This is a genomic window from Enterococcus sp. DIV0755f (genome assembly GCF_051713725.1).
Lineage (GTDB): Bacteria > Bacillota > Bacilli > Lactobacillales > Enterococcaceae > Enterococcus_D > Enterococcus_D casseliflavus.
Genome location: NZ_JBIOQL010000001.1, coordinates 237,050 through 257,367 on the forward strand (window position 1 = coordinate 237,050; position 20,318 = coordinate 257,367).

19 protein-coding genes and 1 pseudogene are annotated in these 20,318 nt (G+C 42.9%); 16 read left to right on the forward strand and 4 right to left on the reverse strand.

What is annotated here, in order from left to right:
- The first annotated feature begins 6 nt into the window (after window positions 1-6).
- The gene (locus IGI73_RS01075; RefSeq protein ID WP_428206942.1) at window positions 7-516 is read left to right on the forward strand and encodes a class I SAM-dependent methyltransferase; all 510 of its coding nucleotides are present in this window, start codon (window positions 7-9) and stop codon (window positions 514-516) included.
- A gap of 159 nt (window positions 517-675) precedes the next feature.
- On the opposite strand, the gene IGI73_RS01080 is transcribed toward IGI73_RS01075, so the two are convergent.
- Window positions 676-837 (reverse strand): hypothetical protein, encoded by a 162-nt coding sequence (locus tag IGI73_RS01080; RefSeq protein ID WP_428206941.1) that lies wholly within the window; start codon window positions 835-837, stop codon window positions 676-678.
- 53 nt (window positions 838-890) lie between these two features.
- Here IGI73_RS01080 and IGI73_RS01085 point away from each other — a divergent pair.
- Window positions 891-1,043, forward strand: a pseudogene (locus IGI73_RS01085) (helix-turn-helix domain-containing protein); the annotation flags it as partial.
- A gap of 37 nt (window positions 1,044-1,080) precedes the next feature.
- Here IGI73_RS01085 and IGI73_RS01090 read toward each other — a convergent pair.
- On the reverse strand, window positions 1,081-1,950 hold the full coding sequence (locus IGI73_RS01090; RefSeq protein WP_428206940.1) for a bacteriophage abortive infection AbiH family protein: 870 nt from the start codon (window positions 1,948-1,950) through the stop codon (window positions 1,081-1,083).
- A 247-nt stretch (window positions 1,951-2,197) separates the two neighbouring features.
- Here IGI73_RS01090 and IGI73_RS01095 point away from each other — a divergent pair, with 247 nt between their 5' ends.
- Window positions 2,198-3,559, forward strand: coding sequence for an SIR2 family protein (locus tag IGI73_RS01095; RefSeq protein ID WP_428206938.1), 1,362 nt, complete (start codon window positions 2,198-2,200; stop codon window positions 3,557-3,559).
- A gap of 75 nt (window positions 3,560-3,634) precedes the next feature.
- On the opposite strand, the gene guaA is transcribed toward IGI73_RS01095, so the two are convergent.
- Window positions 3,635-5,200 (reverse strand): glutamine-hydrolyzing GMP synthase, encoded by a 1,566-nt coding sequence (gene guaA, locus IGI73_RS01100; RefSeq protein ID WP_008376418.1) that lies wholly within the window; start codon window positions 5,198-5,200, stop codon window positions 3,635-3,637.
- 80 nt (window positions 5,201-5,280) lie between these two features.
- Window positions 5,281-6,204, reverse strand: a complete 924-nt coding sequence (coaA, locus tag IGI73_RS01105; RefSeq protein WP_005226828.1) for a type I pantothenate kinase — start codon at window positions 6,202-6,204, stop codon at window positions 5,281-5,283.
- A gap of 336 nt (window positions 6,205-6,540) precedes the next feature.
- Between coaA and IGI73_RS01110 the strand changes: the two genes are divergently transcribed.
- The 13 genes from IGI73_RS01110 (at window position 6,541) to IGI73_RS01170 (ending at window position 20,295) form a co-directional block, all read left to right on the forward strand.
- Complete coding sequence (locus IGI73_RS01110; RefSeq protein WP_272016913.1) at window positions 6,541-7,146, forward strand: class I SAM-dependent methyltransferase; 606 nt, start codon at window positions 6,541-6,543, stop codon at window positions 7,144-7,146.
- Between the two features lie 250 nt (window positions 7,147-7,396).
- Window positions 7,397-8,416: a LacI family DNA-binding transcriptional regulator gene (locus tag IGI73_RS01115; protein ID WP_428206935.1), complete on the forward strand. Its 1,020-nt coding sequence runs from the start codon at window positions 7,397-7,399 to the stop codon at window positions 8,414-8,416.
- Between the two features lie 123 nt (window positions 8,417-8,539).
- Window positions 8,540-9,841 (forward strand): pyrimidine-nucleoside phosphorylase, encoded by a 1,302-nt coding sequence (locus tag IGI73_RS01120; protein ID WP_005226834.1) that lies wholly within the window; start codon window positions 8,540-8,542, stop codon window positions 9,839-9,841.
- Window positions 9,842-9,854: 13 nt separating this feature from the next.
- Window positions 9,855-10,517: a deoxyribose-phosphate aldolase gene (deoC, locus tag IGI73_RS01125; protein WP_005226835.1), complete on the forward strand. Its 663-nt coding sequence runs from the start codon at window positions 9,855-9,857 to the stop codon at window positions 10,515-10,517.
- A 46-nt stretch (window positions 10,518-10,563) separates the two neighbouring features.
- Complete coding sequence (locus IGI73_RS01130) at window positions 10,564-10,962, forward strand: cytidine deaminase (protein WP_005226837.1); 399 nt, start codon at window positions 10,564-10,566, stop codon at window positions 10,960-10,962.
- 63 nt (window positions 10,963-11,025) lie between these two features.
- Window positions 11,026-12,144 (forward strand): BMP family lipoprotein, encoded by a 1,119-nt coding sequence (locus tag IGI73_RS01135; protein ID WP_015508805.1) that lies wholly within the window; start codon window positions 11,026-11,028, stop codon window positions 12,142-12,144.
- 137 nt (window positions 12,145-12,281) lie between these two features.
- On the forward strand, window positions 12,282-13,892 hold the full coding sequence (locus IGI73_RS01140; protein ID WP_005232559.1) for an ABC transporter ATP-binding protein: 1,611 nt from the start codon (window positions 12,282-12,284) through the stop codon (window positions 13,890-13,892).
- Window positions 13,885-15,036 carry an ABC transporter permease gene (locus IGI73_RS01145; protein WP_005226844.1) on the forward strand — a complete coding sequence of 384 codons (1,152 nt, stop codon included), beginning with the start codon at window positions 13,885-13,887 and terminating at the stop codon, window positions 15,034-15,036. The genes IGI73_RS01140 and IGI73_RS01145 overlap by 8 nt, the downstream gene beginning before the upstream one ends.
- Window positions 15,036-15,989 (forward strand): ABC transporter permease, encoded by a 954-nt coding sequence (locus IGI73_RS01150; protein WP_005232556.1) that lies wholly within the window; start codon window positions 15,036-15,038, stop codon window positions 15,987-15,989. The genes IGI73_RS01145 and IGI73_RS01150 overlap by 1 nt, the downstream gene beginning before the upstream one ends.
- A 194-nt stretch (window positions 15,990-16,183) precedes the next feature.
- Complete coding sequence (deoB, locus tag IGI73_RS01155; protein ID WP_081116110.1) at window positions 16,184-17,350, forward strand: phosphopentomutase; 1,167 nt, start codon at window positions 16,184-16,186, stop codon at window positions 17,348-17,350.
- 10 nt (window positions 17,351-17,360) lie between these two features.
- Window positions 17,361-18,179, forward strand: coding sequence for a purine-nucleoside phosphorylase (locus IGI73_RS01160; protein WP_005226849.1), 819 nt, complete (start codon window positions 17,361-17,363; stop codon window positions 18,177-18,179).
- A 25-nt stretch (window positions 18,180-18,204) separates the two neighbouring features.
- Entirely contained in the window at window positions 18,205-18,909 is a 705-nt protein-coding gene (gene deoD, locus IGI73_RS01165; protein WP_428206932.1) for a purine-nucleoside phosphorylase, read from the forward strand.
- A gap of 198 nt (window positions 18,910-19,107) precedes the next feature.
- A complete protein-coding gene (locus tag IGI73_RS01170; protein WP_010748609.1) occupies window positions 19,108-20,295 on the forward strand; it encodes an iron-containing alcohol dehydrogenase in 1,188 nt (395 codons plus the stop codon).
- Window positions 20,296-20,318: the final 23 nt, after the last annotated feature.

Consider the following 20,318-nt stretch of genomic DNA (forward strand, 5'->3'; position numbering starts at 1 on the left):
TATGATTTGCTTGCAGTCAGATATGATGAACTATCATTAGGGTTTGAAACAAATGAAAGCGTATTTTCCCCAAAAGGGTTAGATGTAGGAACGAAAGCGATGTTAAAAGAAGCAGTTATCAATGACCAGGATAGAATTTTGGATCTGGGATGCGGTTATGGGTTTGTAGGGATTTATCTGGCAAAAAAGTATCCTGACACAACAGTTACAATGACAGACATTTCAGTAAATGCCATCGACTTGACTACAAAAAATGCGCAACGAAATGACGTAGCACCAGAGATCGTCTTAAGTGAAGGTTTTAGAGAAATCAGCGACAAAACGTTTGATGTTATTCTGTCTAATCCGCCGTACCATGTAGATTTTTCTGTGCCAAAGGAATTTATCGAGCAAGCCTATCGTCAACTGGCACTCAACGGAAAGCTATACATGGTGACCAAGCGCCGAAAATGGTATGAGAACAAGATTCGCTCCGTTTTCGGTTACGTGAAAGTCACGGAAATTGACGACTATTAAGTATTTTACGCTGAAAAGCGGGCGAAAAAGCCGTTAGTAAAAAAGAAAGAAAAAAAGATGTCAAAGAAGCTGCAACGGAAATATGGGAAGAGATAAAGGTGCCTTCAGCTGAAGGGCACCTAATATCGGGTATTTCACCAAAGTGTTAAATCCTCTCGTTTATTTTCTCCCAACCAGCTGAATCAGCGTAATAACAATACTAGCTACGATCGTAATCAAAATAATATTTTGGATGCCACTATTGGCAATAACGATCGCAGCTAGGCTACCACCAACAGCTCTACCAAATTGATTGGCAGCACTATTCAGGCTGATTATCACATTTGATTTGTTCTGAGTTACTTGAGTAATACCGGTATTTAACTGCAGCTCGAGAAGGAAATATCACGAATGCCGCTAATTTTTTACATGTGACCCAAATGATGATTTCAAGACAATTGAAAAATTTAGAAGAGTTGGAGAAAAAACTATCGGTACAAAAAAGAGGATTGATAATTGAGAGCGCCGATAAAATCGGTTGGAGTTGAATCTTAATTCATCATTATAAATATTTTTTTCGAAACATTAGAGAGTATCCCAACTTATATACTCTATCTTTTTTATACCTAATTGATTAGCAGCTTCAGCAAAATAATCAATATCATTAGTATTGTAGTAGGTAATATGCCAAAATACATTTTCGCTCGTTAGCTCAAAAATTTTTTGGAAATATGGTCTGTCTATTACATTCATTGAGTGTCCTAATACATAAATATCTGTAACTTCTTCTAAGTTTTGCCTTTCAAAGAAGTTGTGATTTCTATTAATAATACTAAAAGTTTTTTTTGCAGTTCTCTTAAAATATTTTTTCACATATTTTTCATTCACTAAGTTAACGCCAAAATCGTTTCCTTGCACGTTATATTCTTCATCATGACCCATAATCAATTTTTTCGGGGGTGAGCCGTGTATATGGAGAACATTGGGTATGCCATAAAGCGTTTCCAAAGTTGACGTGTAATTGAAAGATAGAAATTTATCTTTTTTACAAATAAGCTTGTCTATCTTCTCTATTTTTTCCATACTTTTAAGATTATGGCTAACTTCTTTTATCCACGAAGACAGATAGATGCTCGTTTTCATGCCAAATTCTAACATTGTTTCAATTTCTTTATTGGGACCTCCAGTATAATCATCTGGTGAGTTCCAATCCCTGTGTTCCTCAACAAGCTCTAAAGGTTCCAGGCTACCTATTATATTTTCCAATTCTGCCCAGTTATAATCTTCATTTGTTACATCTATCGTAAAATAAGTGACAGAATAATTTCTTATAACTTTGATTAGACCATCATACACTTCTCTATAGTTTTGTTTTAAAAATAAAACAAATTGACTATAATTCGTAGGGAGACCATGATGTAGATCAAAACCATTTCCAATTATAAATAGCTTCACTAATTACACACCTTCCCATCATCTTTTTCATTAAATGGATTAGATATAATATTTTATCTACTCCTTCAAATAATACAGATTGACTATTTTTTTATAAAAACGTATATGCTGTTATATTACCATGAGGATAATACACATTGTTACATTTTTCTATATAAAAAGGAAATAGAAAATTTACAGGCATAATTCTTTTTCTATGATATATTGTTTAAAACGAGAAATTTTCAAACTCAAGGAGCTATTAATTATGAAAAAAGTAATAGGTGCATTTAATTGTGAATGTTTTATGTGCAAAAATAATAATAGTTTTGATATGCCTAATGAAATTATTGAATCAGTTAAAAAGAAAGAATTAGTGTTATTTTGTGGAGCAGGGATAAGTACAGAATCAAAAGCGGTTTTACCTACATCTTTTTACATGGATACATTGACTTTCTTAAATAGCGAACATAACTTAAATTTAGATACAGATATTGCTTTTTCAGAATTGATGAGTAAATTTTGTAGTATCGTTCCTAATGGTAGGAAACAGTTAATAAGAAAAATAAATGAACGCTTTGATAGGGTTCAGTCATTTCCAGAACTATATAATTCTGCTACCAGATTTCATAAAGAGGTTTCGAAAATTCCTCAGATCAAAACTATTGTAACTACTAATTGGGATGATTACTTTGAAAAAGAATGTTTAGCCACTTCTATTGTAGATAATAAGGATGTAGCATTATGGAATGCTTTTGACCGAAGAGTATTTAAGGTTCATGGATCAATAAATAATATTGGATCGATTGTGGCTACAACTAATGACTATGATAAATGCTATGAAAGATTATCAAGTGAGCCAATAGGCGATCGTTTAAAGACTCTACTAGGAAGTAATTGTGTAGTTTTTATAGGTTTTTCTTTTGGTGATGAAGACTTAAATAAAATTATTGATATACTTTCTGAAAGATTGGATGATTTTGCTAATCAGTTTTATTTAGTGACAGTTGACAAATCATGGGAAAAGAATAGAGACTCTCGCATTATTCCAATAATAACTGATGGACAGTTTTTTATTCATTCATTACGAAATATCCTCATAGAAGAAGGACACCTTGTAGCAAATGACATCTATGATTTTGCAAGATACGCAAGCCAAGTTGCTTCAGATTTTCATACAGATTGGCTTAATGAAGTTGATAATTTTAATGAAAAACTTGCTTCTTTTCCAGAGATAATACTATCGATAGCGTATCAAGATGGAGTGATACATGCGTATCAAAGATGTTATGCAAATAGAAAAAAAGGTGATTACTTGATTCCAGGTTATTTAAGTAAAATAGTAGCTTCATATCACAGTTTAGTAGGCCAACATGAAAAGAATAAAAATTATTTGCAAATGTATTACGATTTAGGTTATCAGGATGGATTGATTAATTTAGAAATATTTTTGGAAACAAATAATCACTTGATGCCACCTTTGTTTATATATGAAAGTGAAAATTTTGCTACAGAAAAAGAATTATTGGATTTTATAGTAGCTAATAGAAACTCTGAAATGTACCAGTTTTTGAAAGAGATAAGAGTACCTAATGATACAATTCCTCATTTTTATCCTTGGTATTGTTAAGGTTGGCTGCAAAATGGTAGCACTAACAAAAAAACCGTGAATCCCTTGATATTCAAAGGATTCACGGTTTTTTTATTATTCCCACTCCACAGTAGCAGGTGGTTTGCTCGTAATATCGTACACGATCCGGTTGACGTGTGCGACTTCGTTGACGATGCGGACGCTGATTTTTTGTAGGACTTCCCATGGGATGCGGGCAAAGTCAGCGGTCATGCCATCGATCGAAGTGACTGCACGAATGCCGACGGTATAATCGTAGGTCCGACCATCACCCATGACACCGACGGAGCGGATGCCTGGTAAGACGGTGAAGTATTGCCAAATGTCGCGGTCTAAGCCGGCATTTGCGATTTCTTCCCGCAAGATGGCGTCCGAGTCGCGGACGATCGTTAGTTTTTCTTCTGTTAATTCGCCAAGGACACGAATGCCTAGACCTGGTCCAGGGAATGGTTGGCGCCATACGATGCTGTCTGGCATACCAAGTTGAGTCCCTAATTCACGGACTTCGTCTTTGAACAAGGTGTTCAATGGTTCGATCAATTTGAATTGCATGTCTTCAGGTAAACCACCCACATTGTGGTGAGATTTGATGGTTTGCGCAGTTTCGGTTCCTGATTCGATGACGTCGGTATAAAGGGTTCCTTGGGCAAGGAAAGAAACGCCTTCTTCGCCAGCTAGTTTGGTTGCTTCATCATCGAAGACGTACACGAATTCATTTCCGATGATCTTGCGTTTTTCTTCAGGATCAGAAACCCCCGCAAGTTTTGATAGGAAACGTTCTTTGGCATCAACTTTGATGATGTTCAAGCCGAATTTGCCGCCTAAGCTTTCCATTACTTGCTCGGCTTCGCCTTTACGCAAGAGGCCGTGGTCAACAAAAATACAAGTCAGTTGATCGCCGATCGCTTTTTGTAAAAGAACACCAACGACAGAAGAATCGACCCCGCCTGAAAGACCAAGCAAGACTTTTTTGTCGCCCACTTGTTCGCGGATTTTTGCGATTTCCATATCGATGAAGTTGTCCATTGTCCAATCACCTGTACATTGACAAACGTCAATGGCAAAGTGACGCAATAAGTCGTTGCCGTATTCTGAATGGCGAACTTCTGCGTGGAATTGGATGCCGTACATTTTGCGCTCGGCATCTTGGATAGAAGCGATCGGGCAATCTTTGCTCGTCGCCACAACATCAAAGCCTGCAGGTGCTTGAGTGACCAAGTCTCCGTGGCTCATCCACACGGTTTGTGTTGCGGGCGTGTTTTGGAAAAGGGCCGCTGCATCAGAAGTGACTTCCAATTCTGCTTTGCCGTATTCACGGTTTTTGGCAGGTTCAACTTTTCCGCCTAATTTATAAGTAATCAACTGCATGCCGTAACAGATCCCTAAAACTGGGATGCCTAACTCAAAAATTTTCTCGTCGATGCCGAAAGAGTTCTCGTCGTAGACGCTGTTTGGTCCGCCAGATAAGATGATCCCTTTTGGGTTCATCGCTTTTACTTCTTCAGCGGTAATGCGGTGGCTCAATAATTCTGAGAAAACACCGAACTCACGAATACGGCGTGTAATCAGCTGGTTGTACTGACTACCGTAATCAAGTACGATAATTTTTTCGACGTTTGGCAAAGTGTCAACGTTTGTCACAATAAATTACCTCAATTCTTTTAGTTTTTATTGAAAAAAGGCTGGGCCTTTTCAACAGCATAATCATAAAAATGAAGCGGTCAATACTTGCGCAAGAACACTTCATCGATCAAATGGTGCTTTGTTTTATGAAGAATTATATCGGCTCTGCTGCGTGTAGGCAAGATATACTCGTGTAAATTCTTTAAATTCACATTTTTCCATACTTCTTTTGCCATTTTAATCGCTTCCTTGCGATCCCCGATCGCATATTGGTAATAATAATTGCTGGGATCTTGAAAGGCAGTGTCTAGTAATGATTCAAATCGTTCCAAATACCATTTTTCGATCAGTGCTGGTTGGGCATCCACGAAAATTGAAAAATCAAAAAAGTCGCTGATATAGATTTGTTGGTTGGCAGGCAGTTGCAGGGTATTGATGCCTTCCACGATCAAGATATCTGGTTGACTGATCGTTTCATACGTATCAGGAATAATATTGTAGACTTCATGGGAGTAGACGGGGATCTGAATGTCTGGTTCTCCTGATTTGACCGCATTCAAAAAGTTGATCAAGGCTTCCATGTCATAACTTTCTGGAAATCCTTTGCGATTCAAGCTGCCGCGTTCTTCCAATACTTCGTTCGGGTACAAAAAGCCGTCAGTGGTGATCAGTTGGACGGTTCTACGGGGAAACAAACGGGCCAACAAATTTTGGACGAGCCGTGCGGTGGTGCTTTTGCCGACGGCGACACTTCCAGCGATGCCGATGATAAAAGGCGGCATTTTGACGTAGCGGTGTAAAAAGAGTCCCTTGCTGAGGGTCAATGATTCAAACTCTTTCATATAAAGATGGATCAGATGGCACAAAGGCACGTAAACATCTTCCACATCTTGGACCGAGATCCGGTCGTTCAAACTTTTAATATTATCCAATTCTTCTTGAGTGAAAGGCATCATGCCGTTCGTATAAAACCCTTGCCATTGCTCACGAGGAATTTGATAAAAATTCATGGTTTCTTGCATAGTAGGCTCCTTTTTTGCGGCATCATCGGTTTCTATTAGAAGCGATAGGCCACTGTTCGAAAGTATTTTACCATAGAAACTTGCGGAACTTGGAAAAAAGACATGATTTCCTTTGCAGAAACAACAAAAAACTGTTTTTTCGTTGTTTTTTTTGCTGGGCGTTTACTTCTGGCTGTTTTTCGGTATGATTAGAAAGAAGCAGCAGACAAATCTTGCAGGGCTTTTTTACTGGTGATTTCACTATGTTCACTTGTTCGAATAGAAGAAACAAGGAAAAACTAGTAGAAACCAGTAGAAAAAACAAGCGAAGAGGAAATAGAAGAAAGGAGCATAACCATGAGTAATCATTACTATACAGAAAATCCTGATACGGCCCATGATTTTGAGCAGTGGTCGTTTGAATTAAGAGGAAAGAACTTTCATTTTGTGACAGATAGCGGGGTGTTTTCCCGTGACACGGTGGACTATGGCTCGCGGGTGCTGATCGATGCGTTTGAGTGGGGGGAGCTGCCAGAAGGAAGTCTGCTGGACGTTGGGTGCGGCTATGGACCTGTTGGTTTAGCGTTAGCTCATGCGAGTCAACGACCTGTCGAGATGATCGATATCAATCAGCGGGCAGTGGATTTGGCAAAAGGCAATGCCCAGCGTAACGGCATTGAACAGGTAGATATCCATCAATCCAATATCTATGCCCAATTAAATCAACCTGCTTATGCGGCGATCCTCAGCAATCCACCGATTCGGGCAGGAAAAGAAGTCGTTCATGAGATTTTGACGGGGGCGTTTCCTTTGCTTAAAGCAGGCGGGACTTTAACGATCGTGATCCAAAAGAAACAAGGGGCGCCGAGTGCTCAAAAGAAAATGCAAGAGACCTTTGGCAATGCCGAAATCATCAAAAAAGACAAAGGCTATTACATCATTCAAAGCGTAAAAGAAGCGTAGCTGCTCCTTGATTCTCAACAGATCAAAGGCATCGCCAAGACAAGCACTGGTTAGCGGCAACTGGACCAGTTGGTTTTTCAAAAAGCCTGTTGTCATCAGCCTTTGGAGCAATCGCAGCTCCGCTAAAAGAGCTGTCTGTATCATCGGGCCATTTTTGATCAACGAAAAAGAAAGTCGCACACTTGTTGAAAGTGTGCTATTTTTTTTGAGAAAAATTTGCTACACTTTAGGCAAGAGAGGAGAGAAGCAGATGAAATTGACGATTAAACAGATTGCTGAAATGGCTGGCGTCTCTGTCACGACCGTGTCGCAGATCCTAAACAATAAAGGCAGCCGTTTTAGTGAAGAAACCCGAAAGCGGGTCTTAGATATCGTAAATAAATATCACTATAAGCCGGATTTTTTTGCTTCGAATCTTATCAACCGCCATTCAAAAACGATCGGAATGATCGTGCCTGATGTGACGGATTTCTTTTTCTCTAAAGTCATTGAAGGGGCGGAAAGTTATTTCAATCCACTAGGTTACATGCTGGTGTTATGCAATTCGCGCCACAGCCAAGAAAAAGAGGTTCAATATTTGAATGAACTGTCTCATCGTTCGGTAGATGGCATCTTATTAGCGACGCCGCATTTGCTGCCAGAGGATTATTCCTTGAAGAGCGGGTTCTTTGATGACCGACCAATTATTTTAGTCGATCGTGGGATCAATCAGCGGGACAATGGTCGTTTGATCGTGAAAGAATACGAAGGCGCCTACCAAGCTGTTAGCTATTTGATCAAAAATGGTCACCGCAACATTGCGATGCTCAAAGAAATCACCGGCTACTATCAATTAGAGGAACGGTTCAATGGCTATCGCCATGCCTTAAAGGATCATCAGATCCCTTTTAAAGGCCGATATGTAGAAAATGCTGAATTAACGGTTACCGGCGGGTACGAAGCAACGAAGGAATTATTGAAGTACAAAGAGATCACAGCGTTCTTCTGTGGCAACGATGCTATGGCGATCGGCTGTTATCAAGCGATTTATGAGGCGGGCAAAAAAGTACCAGAAAACTACTCGGTGATCGGCTTTGATGCCTTGAAATTATCGGAATACATCACACCACCGCTTACCACGGTCATGCAGCCGACTTTTGAGATCGGGTTTACCGCAGCGAAGTTTTTAGTGGACGCCATTGAGTTTCCGACACGGCGAATTCCAAATAAGATTTTTGATACAAAATTAATTATTCGTGAGAGCGTGAAGACATTGACAAGCGAGAAATAATGCGGTATATTTCTTCTTGTAAGTGTTTTCATAGTTTTGCGATATTTAGTAAACTGTTTTACTAAAGTGGTTTACCCTACGAAAAATTATTGTATAATGTTAAAGGAAGCGAGGGTCATTTCGATGCGAATGGTGGATTTAATTGAAAAGAAACGTGACGGCAAGTCATTGACGAAGGAAGAAATTGACTACATTGTAACTGCGTATACTGAAGGAAGTATTCCAGATTATCAAATGAGTGCCTTGTTGATGGCTATTTTTTATGTAGATATGACAGATGAAGAGATCACGAACTTAACGCTAGCAATGGCAAATTCTGGTGAAGTGATCGACCTATCCTCAATTGAAGGAATCAAAGTCGATAAGCATTCGACTGGCGGTGTTGGTGATACGACCACATTGATCTTAGCGCCCTTAGTGGCTAGTGTTGGCGTACCAGTTGCGAAAATGTCTGGGCGCGGCTTAGGCTATACTGGTGGGACGTTAGACAAGCTTGAAGCGATCCCTGGATTTAAAATCGAGCTTTCTGAAGCCGACTTTATCCGATTAGTCAACGAAAGCAAAGTGGCCGTGATCGGTCAATCAGGAGATTTAGCTCCTGCAGACAAAAAACTGTATGCCTTACGAGATGTGACGGCAACGGTTAGTTCGATCCCATTGATCGCCAGCTCGATCATGAGTAAAAAAATCGCGGCAGGTGCCGATGCGATCGTGTTAGATGTAACCACAGGCGATGGCGCCTTTATGAAAAACTTGGAGGATGCCAAACGCTTAGCCCAAACGATGGTCCGCATCGGAAAATTGGCAAATCGCCAAACGATGGCAGTCATTTCTGATATGTCACAGCCTTTAGGGGAAGCGATCGGCAACAGTTTGGAAGTGGTGGAAGCCATTGAGACGCTGCAAGGAAAAGGACCGAAAGACTTGGAAGAAATGTGCTATGCACTGGGCAGCCAAATGGTCGTTTTAGCGAAAAAAGCTGATTCATTGGAAGAAGCACGCCAACTGTTGGAAGAAGCCCTGCATTCAGGCAAAGCGTTAGAAAAATTCAGACAGATGATCACAGACCAAGGCGGAGACGCTACAGTGATCGATGACCCGAGCAAGATTTTGACAGCGAAATATGAAGTGGAAGTCCCAGCGAAAACGAGCGGCGTGGTGACGAAATTAGTTGCCAATGAGCTAGGGATCGCGGCGATGATGTTAGGGGCAGGTCGTAAGACCAAAGACGAAGACATCGACCATGCAGTGGGCATCAAATTGCATAAGAAAGTTGGCGAATCCGTAAGCAAAGGGGAATCGTTATTGACGATCTATAGTAATACCGAAGCAATCGAGGATGTCAAAGCATTGATCGACCAAAATATTGAAATTGGGGAAGATGGCGCAGAACCGCCATTGATCCATGACATTATTACAGAATAAGGAGCGAATAAAAATGGAATTGAATCGCATGATCGACCACACGATTTTGAAAGCAGACGCAACGGAGGAAGATGTTTTACGAATCATCGAAGAGGCAAAAACCTATCACTTCTATTCTGTCTGCATCAATCCAACGTGGGTTTCATTAGCAGCAGAAAAATTACAAGGCGAACCAACGGCTGTTTGTACCGTGATCGGTTTTCCTTTAGGAGCAAACACATCTGAGGTCAAAGCTTATGAAACAACAGATGCGATCAAAAACGGCGCAGATGAAGTCGATATGGTAATCAACGTAGGTGCCTTGAAGTCAAAACAATACAAAAAAGTTCAAGCAGACATCGAAGCAGTCGTTGAAGCAGCCAAAGACAAAGCGCTTGTCAAAGTAATCATTGAAACAGCGTTATTAGACAACGAAGAAATCGTCAAAGCCTGTGAATTAGCCAAAGCAGCTGGTGCAGATTTCGTGAAAACCTCAACTGGCTTTTCAACTGGTGGGGCAGTCGTTGAAGATGTTCGCTTGATGCGTGAAACAGTAGGACCAGAAATGGGTGTCAAAGCTTCTGGTGGTATCCACAACGAAGCAGAAGCTGCAGCTATGGTCGAAGCGGGCGCAAACCGCTTAGGAACAAGCGCAAGTGTTGCTATCGTGACTGGCTCAACAGGTGCTGGCTACTAAGCCTAGCATCAAGTAGCAAAAAATAAAAATAAGAGCGGGGAAGACAATGACAATAGCGAAAAAAGAGTGGATCGACACCGCCGTTTCCGCCTTAGATAAAGCGTATGTGCCGTACTCTAAGTTTCCGGTCGGTGCTTGTCTCGTTGCCAAAAATGGTACGATATATCAAGGGATCAACATTGAAAATGCCTCATATGGCTTAACAAATTGCGCAGAACGAACCGCTTTTTTCAAAGCCGTTTCTGAAGGCGAAAAAGAGTTTCAACATTTGGTTGTGGCGGGTCATACGCCAGAACCGATCTCTCCTTGCGGTGCTTGCCGCCAGGTCATGGTGGAATTTTGTGCGCCAGATATGCCGGTGACCTTAGTCGGCGATGATGGTGTCATCAAAGAAACCACGGTAGAAGGCCTATTGCCTTATTACTTCACGAACAAAGATTTATAAACCATGTTCATTCAGTCGATGCGGCTGTTGAAAAAAACTATATTTTTAGGGGGCTTTACAGCAATGAAAAAAGCAAAATTATTTAGTTTAGGTATTGTTGCAGTAGCTGGGTTGACTTTACTTGGTGCTTGTGGCGGAGGAAATTCAGGTTCAACTGATTCAACTGGCGGCGGTTCTGCAGACGGTACGACTGATGCAGCGCATAGTGTCGCAATCGTTACCGATATCGGTGGGGTGGATGACCGTTCATTCAACCAATCAGCGTGGGAAGGCTTAGAAGCATGGGGTGAGGAACACGGGATCGCTCGCGGTGCTGGTGGTTATGACTACGTGCAATCAAATGAAGCTTCAGAATACACAACCAACGTAAATGGTGCCGTTCAAAATGGTTTCAAAACAGTTTTCGGTGTGGGTTACTTATTGAAAGATTCAATCGCAGCAGCAGCTGACCAAAACCCTGATACACAATTCGGGATCATCGATGATGTGATCGAAGGCAAAGACAACGTTGTTTCAGCAACATTTAAAGATAACGAAGCAGCTTACTTAGCTGGTTTTGCCGCAGCGTATACAACCAAAACAAACAAAGTCGGCTTCATCGGTGGTGAAGAAGGCGTCGTTATCGACCGTTTCGAAGCTGGTTTCATGAAGGGCGTTCAAGACGCAGCTGAAAAATTAGGCAAAGAAATCACGGTTGATCCTCAATATGCAGCATCATTTGGTGATCCTGCTAAAGGGAAAGCATTGGCAGCTTCAATGTACCAAAGTGGCGTTGACGTAATCTTCCACGCATCTGGTGGTACTGGTGCAGGTGTCTTCCAAGAAGCAAAAGCAATCAATGAACAATTGAACGAAGCAGACCTAGAAGATAAAAAAGTTTGGGTCATCGGTGTAGATAGCGATCAACAAGACGAAGGAAAATACACAACTGCTGATGGCAAAGAAGATAACTTCACATTGGCTTCAACATTGAAAGGTGTTGGCGCAGCGGTACAAGATATCTCAACTCGTGCGTTAGAAGACAACTTCCCTGGCGGCGAACACATTGTTTACGGCTTGAAAGATGGCGGTGTAGACATTACTGAAGGGTTCCTTTCAGATGATGCCAAAGCAGCGATCGAAACAGCGAAACAAGACGTGATCGACGGCAAAGTAGAAGTACCAGAAACACCTGAAAAATAAAGTTGTTCTTTTCGGTTATCTTGCCCTAGTTTAGGGCAAGATGATCGTCATTGGATTACTATGTTGATGAAAGCTACGGGTTTTCATGAGGATAGTAATCATCCTAAGCAATAGCAATTATTTTTTTGACATGACGAATGGTTTGTATAAGCGAATTAGAAAGTAAGGATGTGAGTAATTTGGCTGAGGAAAAATATGTTGTAGAAATGCGTCATATCACCAAAGAGTTTGGAACGTTCAAAGCCAATGACGATGTCAACTTGCAAGTAAGGCCAGGAGAAATCCACGCATTGCTTGGTGAAAATGGAGCGGGCAAGTCGACCTTGATGAATATGCTGTCAGGATTATTGGAACCAACATCTGGTGAAATCTGGATGAATGGTGAAAAAGTGAATATCACGAGTCCGACCGCAGCAAACAAATTGGGGATCGGTATGGTGCATCAGCATTTCATGCTGGTAGACGCCTTTACTGTAACAGAAAATATCATTTTGGGGAGCGAACCCCATCATCTCGGTGTGTTAGATCGCAAGAAAGCCCGCAAAGAAATCAAAAAAGTTTCTGAGCAATATGGTTTATCGGTTGATCCAGATGCCTATGTGCGTGACATCTCTGTCGGGATGGAACAACGGGTAGAGATCTTGAAGACTCTTTACCGCGGCGCAGATGTACTGATTTTTGATGAACCAACGGCAGTTTTGACACCGCAAGAAATCGAAGAGCTGATCGAGATCATGCGCGGATTGGTGCGTGAAGGCAAATCGATCATCTTGATCACCCACAAACTGGATGAGATCAAAGCGGTGGCAGACCGTTGTACAGTTATCCGTCGGGGACAAGGGATCGGCACCGTCAATGTCAAAGACGTCAGCTCGCAACAGTTGGCCGATATGATGGTTGGTCGTTCTGTGTCCTTCAAGACACCGAAGAAAGAAGCGTCACCAAAAGAAGTCGTGCTTTCTGTTGAAAACTTAGTTGTAAAAGAAAACCGTGGCTTAGAAGCAGTCAAAAACTTAAGCTTAGAAGTACGTGCAGGTGAAGTATTGGGGATTGCTGGGATCGATGGCAATGGACAATCAGAGCTGTTACAAGCCATCACTGGTTTACGGAAAGTCGAAAGCGGCAAGGTCTTGCTGAATGGTGATGACATCACTAACTTCAAGCCTCGGAAAGTCACCGAAGCCGGCGTTGGTCATGTGCCAGAAGACCGCCATAAATACGGACTTGTCTTGGATATGATGTTATCAGAAAACATCGCCTTGCAAACCTACTACAAAAAACCTTTGAGTAATGCAGGTGTCTTGGATTACGGAGAGATCAACGAGTTTGCTCGTGATTTGATTCAAGAATTTGACGTACGAACAGTCAACGAGATCGTACCAGCACGGGCATTGTCCGGCGGGAATCAACAAAAAGCGATCATCGCACGAGAAATCAGCCGCGATCCTGATCTATTGATCGTTGCCAATCCGACCCGTGGGTTGGATGTTGGAGCGATCGAATTTATCCACAAACGCTTGATTGAACAGCGGGATAAGTTCAAAGCGGTATTGTTAGTCAGCTTTGAATTAGATGAAATTTTGAATGTATCAGACCGCATTGCTGTTATTCATGCTGGTGAGATCGTTGGGGTCGTTGATCCGAAAGAAACATCAGAGAAAGAGCTTGGCTTGTTGATGGCAGGGTACTCCTTGGAGGAAGCAAGACGAGAGCTGCAAATGGAGGAAGTAGGTGGTTCGGTTGAATAACCGCAAAGAAAAGATCCGCAATATATTAGTGCCGATCATCGCTGTCTTGTTAGGATTCGTCCTTGGCGGGATCATCATGGCGGCCTTCGGCTACAGCCCAATCACAGGGTATACACAAATGTTTCGGACCGTTTTTATCAACGGACAAACAGGTGGGTTAAATGCCCGCAACATTGGTGAGATTTTTGTTACAGCAGGACCATTGATCTTTACCGCTCTGGGGTTTGCCGTTGCAAATTCAGCCGGATTCTTCAATATCGGTCTTTCTGGTCAAGCGCTAGCAGGTTGGGTTGCTAGTATCTGGGTCGCACTAGCGATGCCAGATGCGCCTCGGTTGGTGGTCTTGCCATTAGCCGTGATCGTAGGGGCTTTATGCGGGGCGATCGCAGCTGCGATTCCTGGTTTCCTACGGGCATTCTTTGGAACAAGTGAAGTCATCGTGACGATCATGATGAACTATATCTTGCTTTATACGGGGAACCATTTAGTCAATAATGTGATGAGCGAATCCATGATCACGACAAAAGGGGTCACAAAAATGGTGGGGGAAAATGCCTCCATGCAGACGCCGTTTCTAGCAAGCATCACGAGCAACTCTCGCTTGAACTTAGGGATCTTCTTAGCCTTGATCTTCTTAGTTTTGGTTTGGTTCTTGATGAAAAAAACCACTCTTGGTTATGAAATCCGCGCGGTGGGCTTGAACCCAAGCGCTTCTGAATATGCGGGGATGAGCAGCAAACGGACGATCATTATCTCCATGATCATCTCTGGAACGCTTGCTGGATTAGGTGGAGTCGTTCAAGGACTAGGAACGTTTGAAAACTTCTTCGTTCAAGGGTCATCATTGAGCATCGGTTTTGACGGTATGGCTGTATCCTTGTTAGGAAGCGGCTCATCGATCGGAATCTTGCTTTCAGCCCTCTTGTTCAGTATTTTGAAATTAGGTGGACAAGGCATGCAGTTTGCAGGTATTCCATCTGAATTAGTCGATGTCAATATCGCAATTATTATTTTCTTCGTAGCGATCAGCTTTGTGATTCGTTTCTTGTTGGCAAAAATCTTTGACGGCAAAAAAGAAGCGCTGGTCGTACAGGAGATTGAAGCCCAACCAAACGATCAAGATCAGGAAGGAGGAACCATCTAATGGATATTAGTTTAATTTCTTCGATTGTCACTCAAACATTGATTTATGCGTCTCCTCTGATTTTGACGGCGCTAGGTGGCGTGTTCTCAGAGCGCAGCGGGATCGTTAACGTGGGTCTTGAAGGAATCATGGTTATGGGTGCTTTTAGCTCGATTGTTTTCAATATTGAATTTGCGTCACAATTTGGTGCGTGGACACCATGGTTAGGGATGCTCGTCGGCGGACTTGTCGGTGTGGTTTTCTCCTTGCTGCATGCGGTGGCAACCATCAACTTCCGTGCCGACCACATCATCAGTGGTACGGTGATGAACTTGATGGCACCAGCTTTGGCTGTGTTCTTAGTCAAAGCGATCTACAACAAAGGGCAAACGGATAACATCCAACGGACATTGGGGTATTTCAATTTCCCGATTCTTAAAGATATTCCTATCATTGGCCCGATTTTCTTTAATCAAACATTCTTACCGGCGTACTTCGCTATTTTGATCTCAGTGATCGCGTGGTTCGTGATTTTCAAAACACGCTTTGGGTTGCGTCTTCGTTCTGTCGGTGAGCATCCACAAGCAGCGGATACCTTAGGGATCAATGTTTACGTGATGCGCTACTCAGGTGTCTTGATCTCTGGTTTCCTTGGCGGGATGGGCGGTGCCTTGTTTGCTCAATCGATCGCGGGTCGCTTTGCTGTGACAACGATCGCCGGTCAAGGGTTTATCTCGATGGCTGCGATGATCTTTGGTAAATGGAATCCACTTGGTGCAATGGGAGCTGCGATTTTCTTCGGTTTTGCGCAAAACATCAGTATCGTAGGTGGCCAACTGCCAATCATCTCTTCCATTCCAGCGGTTTACTTACAAGCTGCGCCTTATGCCTTGACGATCATCGTGCTCGTTCTTTTCCTTGGAAAAGCCGCTGGTCCGAAAGCTAACGGGAAGAACTACATTAAATCTAAATAATTTTTTCAGTATGAAAGGGTGGGGCTATGGGACATGAATGTGTTGCTGTGTCCTGCCCTTTTTCTATCCTCTGGGTGAAAGGAACGCATCAGGAAATTTCCAAAGCAACCCAGCGCAATTTTTGCTTAAGTTTAGTATGATAGAGGTAGTAGATCCGCTTGTAAAAGCATAAAATAAAGAAAGTAGGGAATAGAATGTTTAAACGTGTACACTTGATCGTGATGGATTCAGTCGGAATTGGTGAAGCACCTGATGCGGCAGCTTTTGGTGATGTCGGCTCAGATACGTTAGGCCATATTGCAAAAGAAGCAGGCTTGACGATCCCTCACTTGGAACAATTAGGCCTAGGGACGATCCGTCCTTTAGAAGGCGTGAAGGCGGTAGCTGACCATGATGGGTATGCAACCAAATTGGAAGAAGTTTCCGTTGGGAAAGATACGATGACGGGGCACTGGGAGATCATGGGCTTGAATATCCAAAAACCTTTCCGCGTATTTCCCGATGGGTTTCCCGATGAATTGTTGCAACAGATCGAAACGTTCTCAGGACGTAAAATCGTCTGCAATGCGCCGTATTCAGGGACAGCAGTCATTGATGATTTCGGCGAACATCAAATGAAGACTGGCGATCTGATCGTTTACACCTCGGCTGACCCAGTGTTGCAGATCGCTGCCCATGAGGAAATCATTCCATTAGAAGAATTGTATCGTATTTGTCAGTACGTTCGGGATATCACGAAAGATGAGCCATATATGATCGGCCGCATCATCGCGCGTCCGTATGTCGGTGAGCCTGGAAACTTTACTCGTACGAGCAATCGTCATGACTACGCACTCGATCCATTTGGCCATACAGTGTTAGATTCCTTGAAAGAAGCTGGAAAAGACGTGATCGCCGTTGGGAAGATCAATGATATCTTCAACGGACAAGGAATCACCGATTCTGTACGGACGAAGAGCAATATGGACGGTGTGGATCAGTTACTGAAGGTGATGAAACAAGACTTTACGGGTCTAAGCTTTACGAACTTGGTCGACTTCGATGCGCTTTATGGTCACCGTCGCGATGTCGTAGGGTATGCCCATGCCATTGAAGATTTTGATTTGCGTATTCCAGAACTTTTAGAAGCAATGGGAGACGAGGATCTGTTGTTGATCACAGCTGACCACGGCAATGACCCAACCTTTACGGGAACGGATCACACGAGAGAATATGTGCCATTATTAGCGTACAGCAAGAAATTCCAAGGCCAAGGCAAATTGCCACAAGGCTACTATGCGGATATTTCCGCAACGATCGCTGAAAACTTTGGTGTTTCAGCTACAGAAAACGGAACAAGCTTTTTACAACATTTAAACTAGAGGTGATGAGATGACAACGTTACATGAGAAATTACAAGAAACAACGGCATTTATCCAAGAAAGCGGCGTCGGTGAAGTGGAATTTGGGTTGATCTTAGGATCTGGCTTAGGTGAATTAGCCGATGAGATCGAAAACCCAATCGTGTTGCCTTACAACGATATCCCGCATTTTCCTGTTTCGACAGTGGTCGGTCATGCAGGACAATTGGTCTATGGAACATTAGCTGGGAAAAAAGTCTTAGCGATGCAAGGACGATTCCATTATTATGAAGGCCATTCGATGCAGACGGTCACTTACCCCGTCCGTGTGATGGCGGCATTAAAAGCTCACTCTTTAGTCGTGACCAATGCCTGTGGCGGCGTAAACGAAAGCTTCCAGCCGGGAGACTTGATGTTGATCACCGATCAAATCAACTTTATGGGGGACAACCCACTGATTGGTGAAAACGAAGAAGAAATGGGGCCACGTTTCCCAGATATGAGCCAAGCCTACCATTTGCCTTATCGGGAAGCGGCACAAAAAGTTGGTGCATCAAAAGGATTGCACTTAAAAGAAGGCGTTTATATGGGCTTCTCAGGTCCTACGTATGAAACGCCAGCAGAGATCCGCTTTGCTCGGACGATCGGTGCCGATGCTGTCGGTATGTCGACTGTCCCGGAAGTGATCGTTGCTGTTCACAGTGGCTTGAAAGTCTTAGGTGTTTCTTGTATCACAAACTTGGCTGCTGGTATGCAAGCGAGCTTGAATCATGAAGAAGTCGTGGAAACGACGGAACGGGTCAAGGCAGAATTTAAAGCGTTGATCAAAGAAACGTTAGCAGTACTATAAAAAGCAGACCAAAGGAGAAAAACGAATGAGCGTTCATATCGAAGCAAAAGCAGGCGAGATCGCAGACAAAATCTTGTTACCAGGTGATCCACTGCGGGCAAAATATATTGCTGAAACATTTTTAGAAGACCCGATCTGTTACAACAACGTTCGGGGGATGTTGGGCTATACAGGCGTTTATAAGGGCGAGCGGGTCTCTGTCCAAGGAACCGGCATGGGCATGCCTTCAGCGAGTATCTATGCCCATGAATTGATCAACTCTTACGGCGTGAAGAAATTGATTCGGGTCGGTACGTGTGGTGCCATCTCAAAAGATGTCCACGTGCGTGATCTTGTGATTGCCCAAGCGGCAGCAACAAGTTCATCGATGGTAGCAAAAAACTTCCAAAGTTTCCATTTCCCACCAATCGCTGACTTTGCACTGTTGCGTAAAGCCTATGATACAGCGATTGAATCAGGATTTACGACTCACGTCGGTAACATCTTATCTGAAGATACCTTCTACAAAGATGACATGACGGAAACGTTACAGTTGGCAGACCTTGGGGTGATGGGTGTTGAGATGGAAGCCGCAGCCTTATACTATTTAGGAGCGAAATTCCACGTTCAAACTTTAGCGATCTGTACCGTCAGCGACCACATCATCACTGGAGAAGAAACAACGCCAGAAGAAAGACAAACGACATTTAACGACATGATCAAAGTTGGCTTAGAAGCAGCGATCGCGTAAAAAAGATACCGCAGGATCGGTGCATGAACGATGCGAAGGCTGCTTGCTTTTGATAGAGCAAGCAGCCAAATCGTATTGGTTTGCATGCAACCGAGAATGTGTTATCTTTTTTTGTTGGCAAAAAGCCACGAAGAAGCGTTGCACTTTTGCCAGAAAATGGTTTAATGAAAAGAAAAGGTGTAAAAAGGAGATGAGACAATGAATAATTTTACGTTTCATGTAACGACGGACATTCGTTTTGGGAAAGACCGTCTGAACGAGCTGCCAGAAGTACTGAATACATTTGGAAAAAACGTCTTGCTAGTCTATGGTGGCGGCAGTATCAAGAAAAACGGCTTGTACGATGCAGTCATGGCGCAATTGACTGCCAACGGCAATCAAGTCACTGAATTGACTGGTGTCGATCCAAATCCACGAATCGAAACCGTTCGTCAAGGAGCCGCTCTTTGTCGTTCAGAAAAGATCGACGTCATTTTAGCTGTTGGCGGCGGTTCTGTAATTGATTGCAGCAAAGTGATCGCTGGGGCGGCTTGCAGTGAGCAAGAGCCTTGGGACTTAGTTCTTTCCAGAAGCTATCAAGGACCAGCGATTCCATTAGTAACGATCTTGACCCTTGCGGCTACTGGCAGTGAAATGAATCGCGGTGCGGTGATCTCTAATCTAGAAACGAAACAAAAACTTGGTGTTCACGGACCCGAATTTTTACCGAAAGTATCTTTTTTAGATCCAACAACGACCTTTAGTGTCAGTCGCTATCAAACGGCTGCCGGTTCAGCGGATATCATGAGCCATCTGATTGAAAATTATTTCAGTAAAACAGAAGGAACAGATGTCCAAGACGGTGTAGCAGAAGGATTGCTAAAAGCAGTCATTAAAAATCTGCCCATCGCATTAAATGACCCCACAGACTATGATGCGCGGGCGAATTTGATGTGGGCGAGCACCTTAGCCTTAAATGGTTTGACTGGAAGCGGCAAGGGTGGTGCTTGGTCTTGTCATGCGATGGAGCATGAGTTGAGTGCGTTTTATGACATTACCCATGGCATCGGCTTAGCGATTCTGACCCCACGCTGGATGCTTCATGTATTGAATGAAGAAACGGCGCCGAAATTTGCGCGGTTTGCCAGAGAAGTCTTTGGTGTCCAAGAAGCAGTGCCAGAATTAGCTGCCCGAATGGGGATTCAAAAACTGTATGACTTTTTTGCTTCTTGCGATATTCCAATGACTTTGCCAGAAGTAGGGATCGCCGATGACACCCATTTTGCTGAAATGGCGGCTCAAGCAGTTCAATTTAGCTCTATTGCAACAAATGCGTATGTACCGCTGCAAGAAGAAGACGTGATCGCAATCTACCAAGATTCCTTGACTCCTTCAACCTATCTTTAATCATAAAAAAGACCGTTCCTGCG

Coding starts and splice junctions, on each gene's coding strand:
- IGI73_RS01095 (WP_428206938.1), top strand. CDS start 2,198: ATGAAAAAAGTAATAGGTGCATTTAATTGTGAATGTTTTATGTGCAAA.
- coaA (WP_005226828.1), bottom strand. CDS start 6,204: ATGCAAGAAACCATGAATTTTTATCAAATTCCTCGTGAGCAATGGCAA.
- IGI73_RS01110 (WP_272016913.1), top strand. CDS start 6,541: ATGAGTAATCATTACTATACAGAAAATCCTGATACGGCCCATGATTTT.
- IGI73_RS01115 (WP_428206935.1), top strand. CDS start 7,397: ATGAAATTGACGATTAAACAGATTGCTGAAATGGCTGGCGTCTCTGTC.
- IGI73_RS01120 (WP_005226834.1), top strand. CDS start 8,540: ATGCGAATGGTGGATTTAATTGAAAAGAAACGTGACGGCAAGTCATTG.
- deoC (WP_005226835.1), top strand. CDS start 9,855: ATGGAATTGAATCGCATGATCGACCACACGATTTTGAAAGCAGACGCA.
- IGI73_RS01130 (WP_005226837.1), top strand. CDS start 10,564: ATGACAATAGCGAAAAAAGAGTGGATCGACACCGCCGTTTCCGCCTTA.
- IGI73_RS01135 (WP_015508805.1), top strand. CDS start 11,026: ATGAAAAAAGCAAAATTATTTAGTTTAGGTATTGTTGCAGTAGCTGGG.
- IGI73_RS01140 (WP_005232559.1), top strand. CDS start 12,282: ATGGTTTGTATAAGCGAATTAGAAAGTAAGGATGTGAGTAATTTGGCT.
- IGI73_RS01150 (WP_005232556.1), top strand. CDS start 15,036: ATGGATATTAGTTTAATTTCTTCGATTGTCACTCAAACATTGATTTAT.
- deoB (WP_081116110.1), top strand. CDS start 16,184: ATGTTTAAACGTGTACACTTGATCGTGATGGATTCAGTCGGAATTGGT.
- IGI73_RS01160 (WP_005226849.1), top strand. CDS start 17,361: ATGACAACGTTACATGAGAAATTACAAGAAACAACGGCATTTATCCAA.
- deoD (WP_428206932.1), top strand. CDS start 18,205: ATGAGCGTTCATATCGAAGCAAAAGCAGGCGAGATCGCAGACAAAATC.
- IGI73_RS01170 (WP_010748609.1), top strand. CDS start 19,108: ATGAATAATTTTACGTTTCATGTAACGACGGACATTCGTTTTGGGAAA.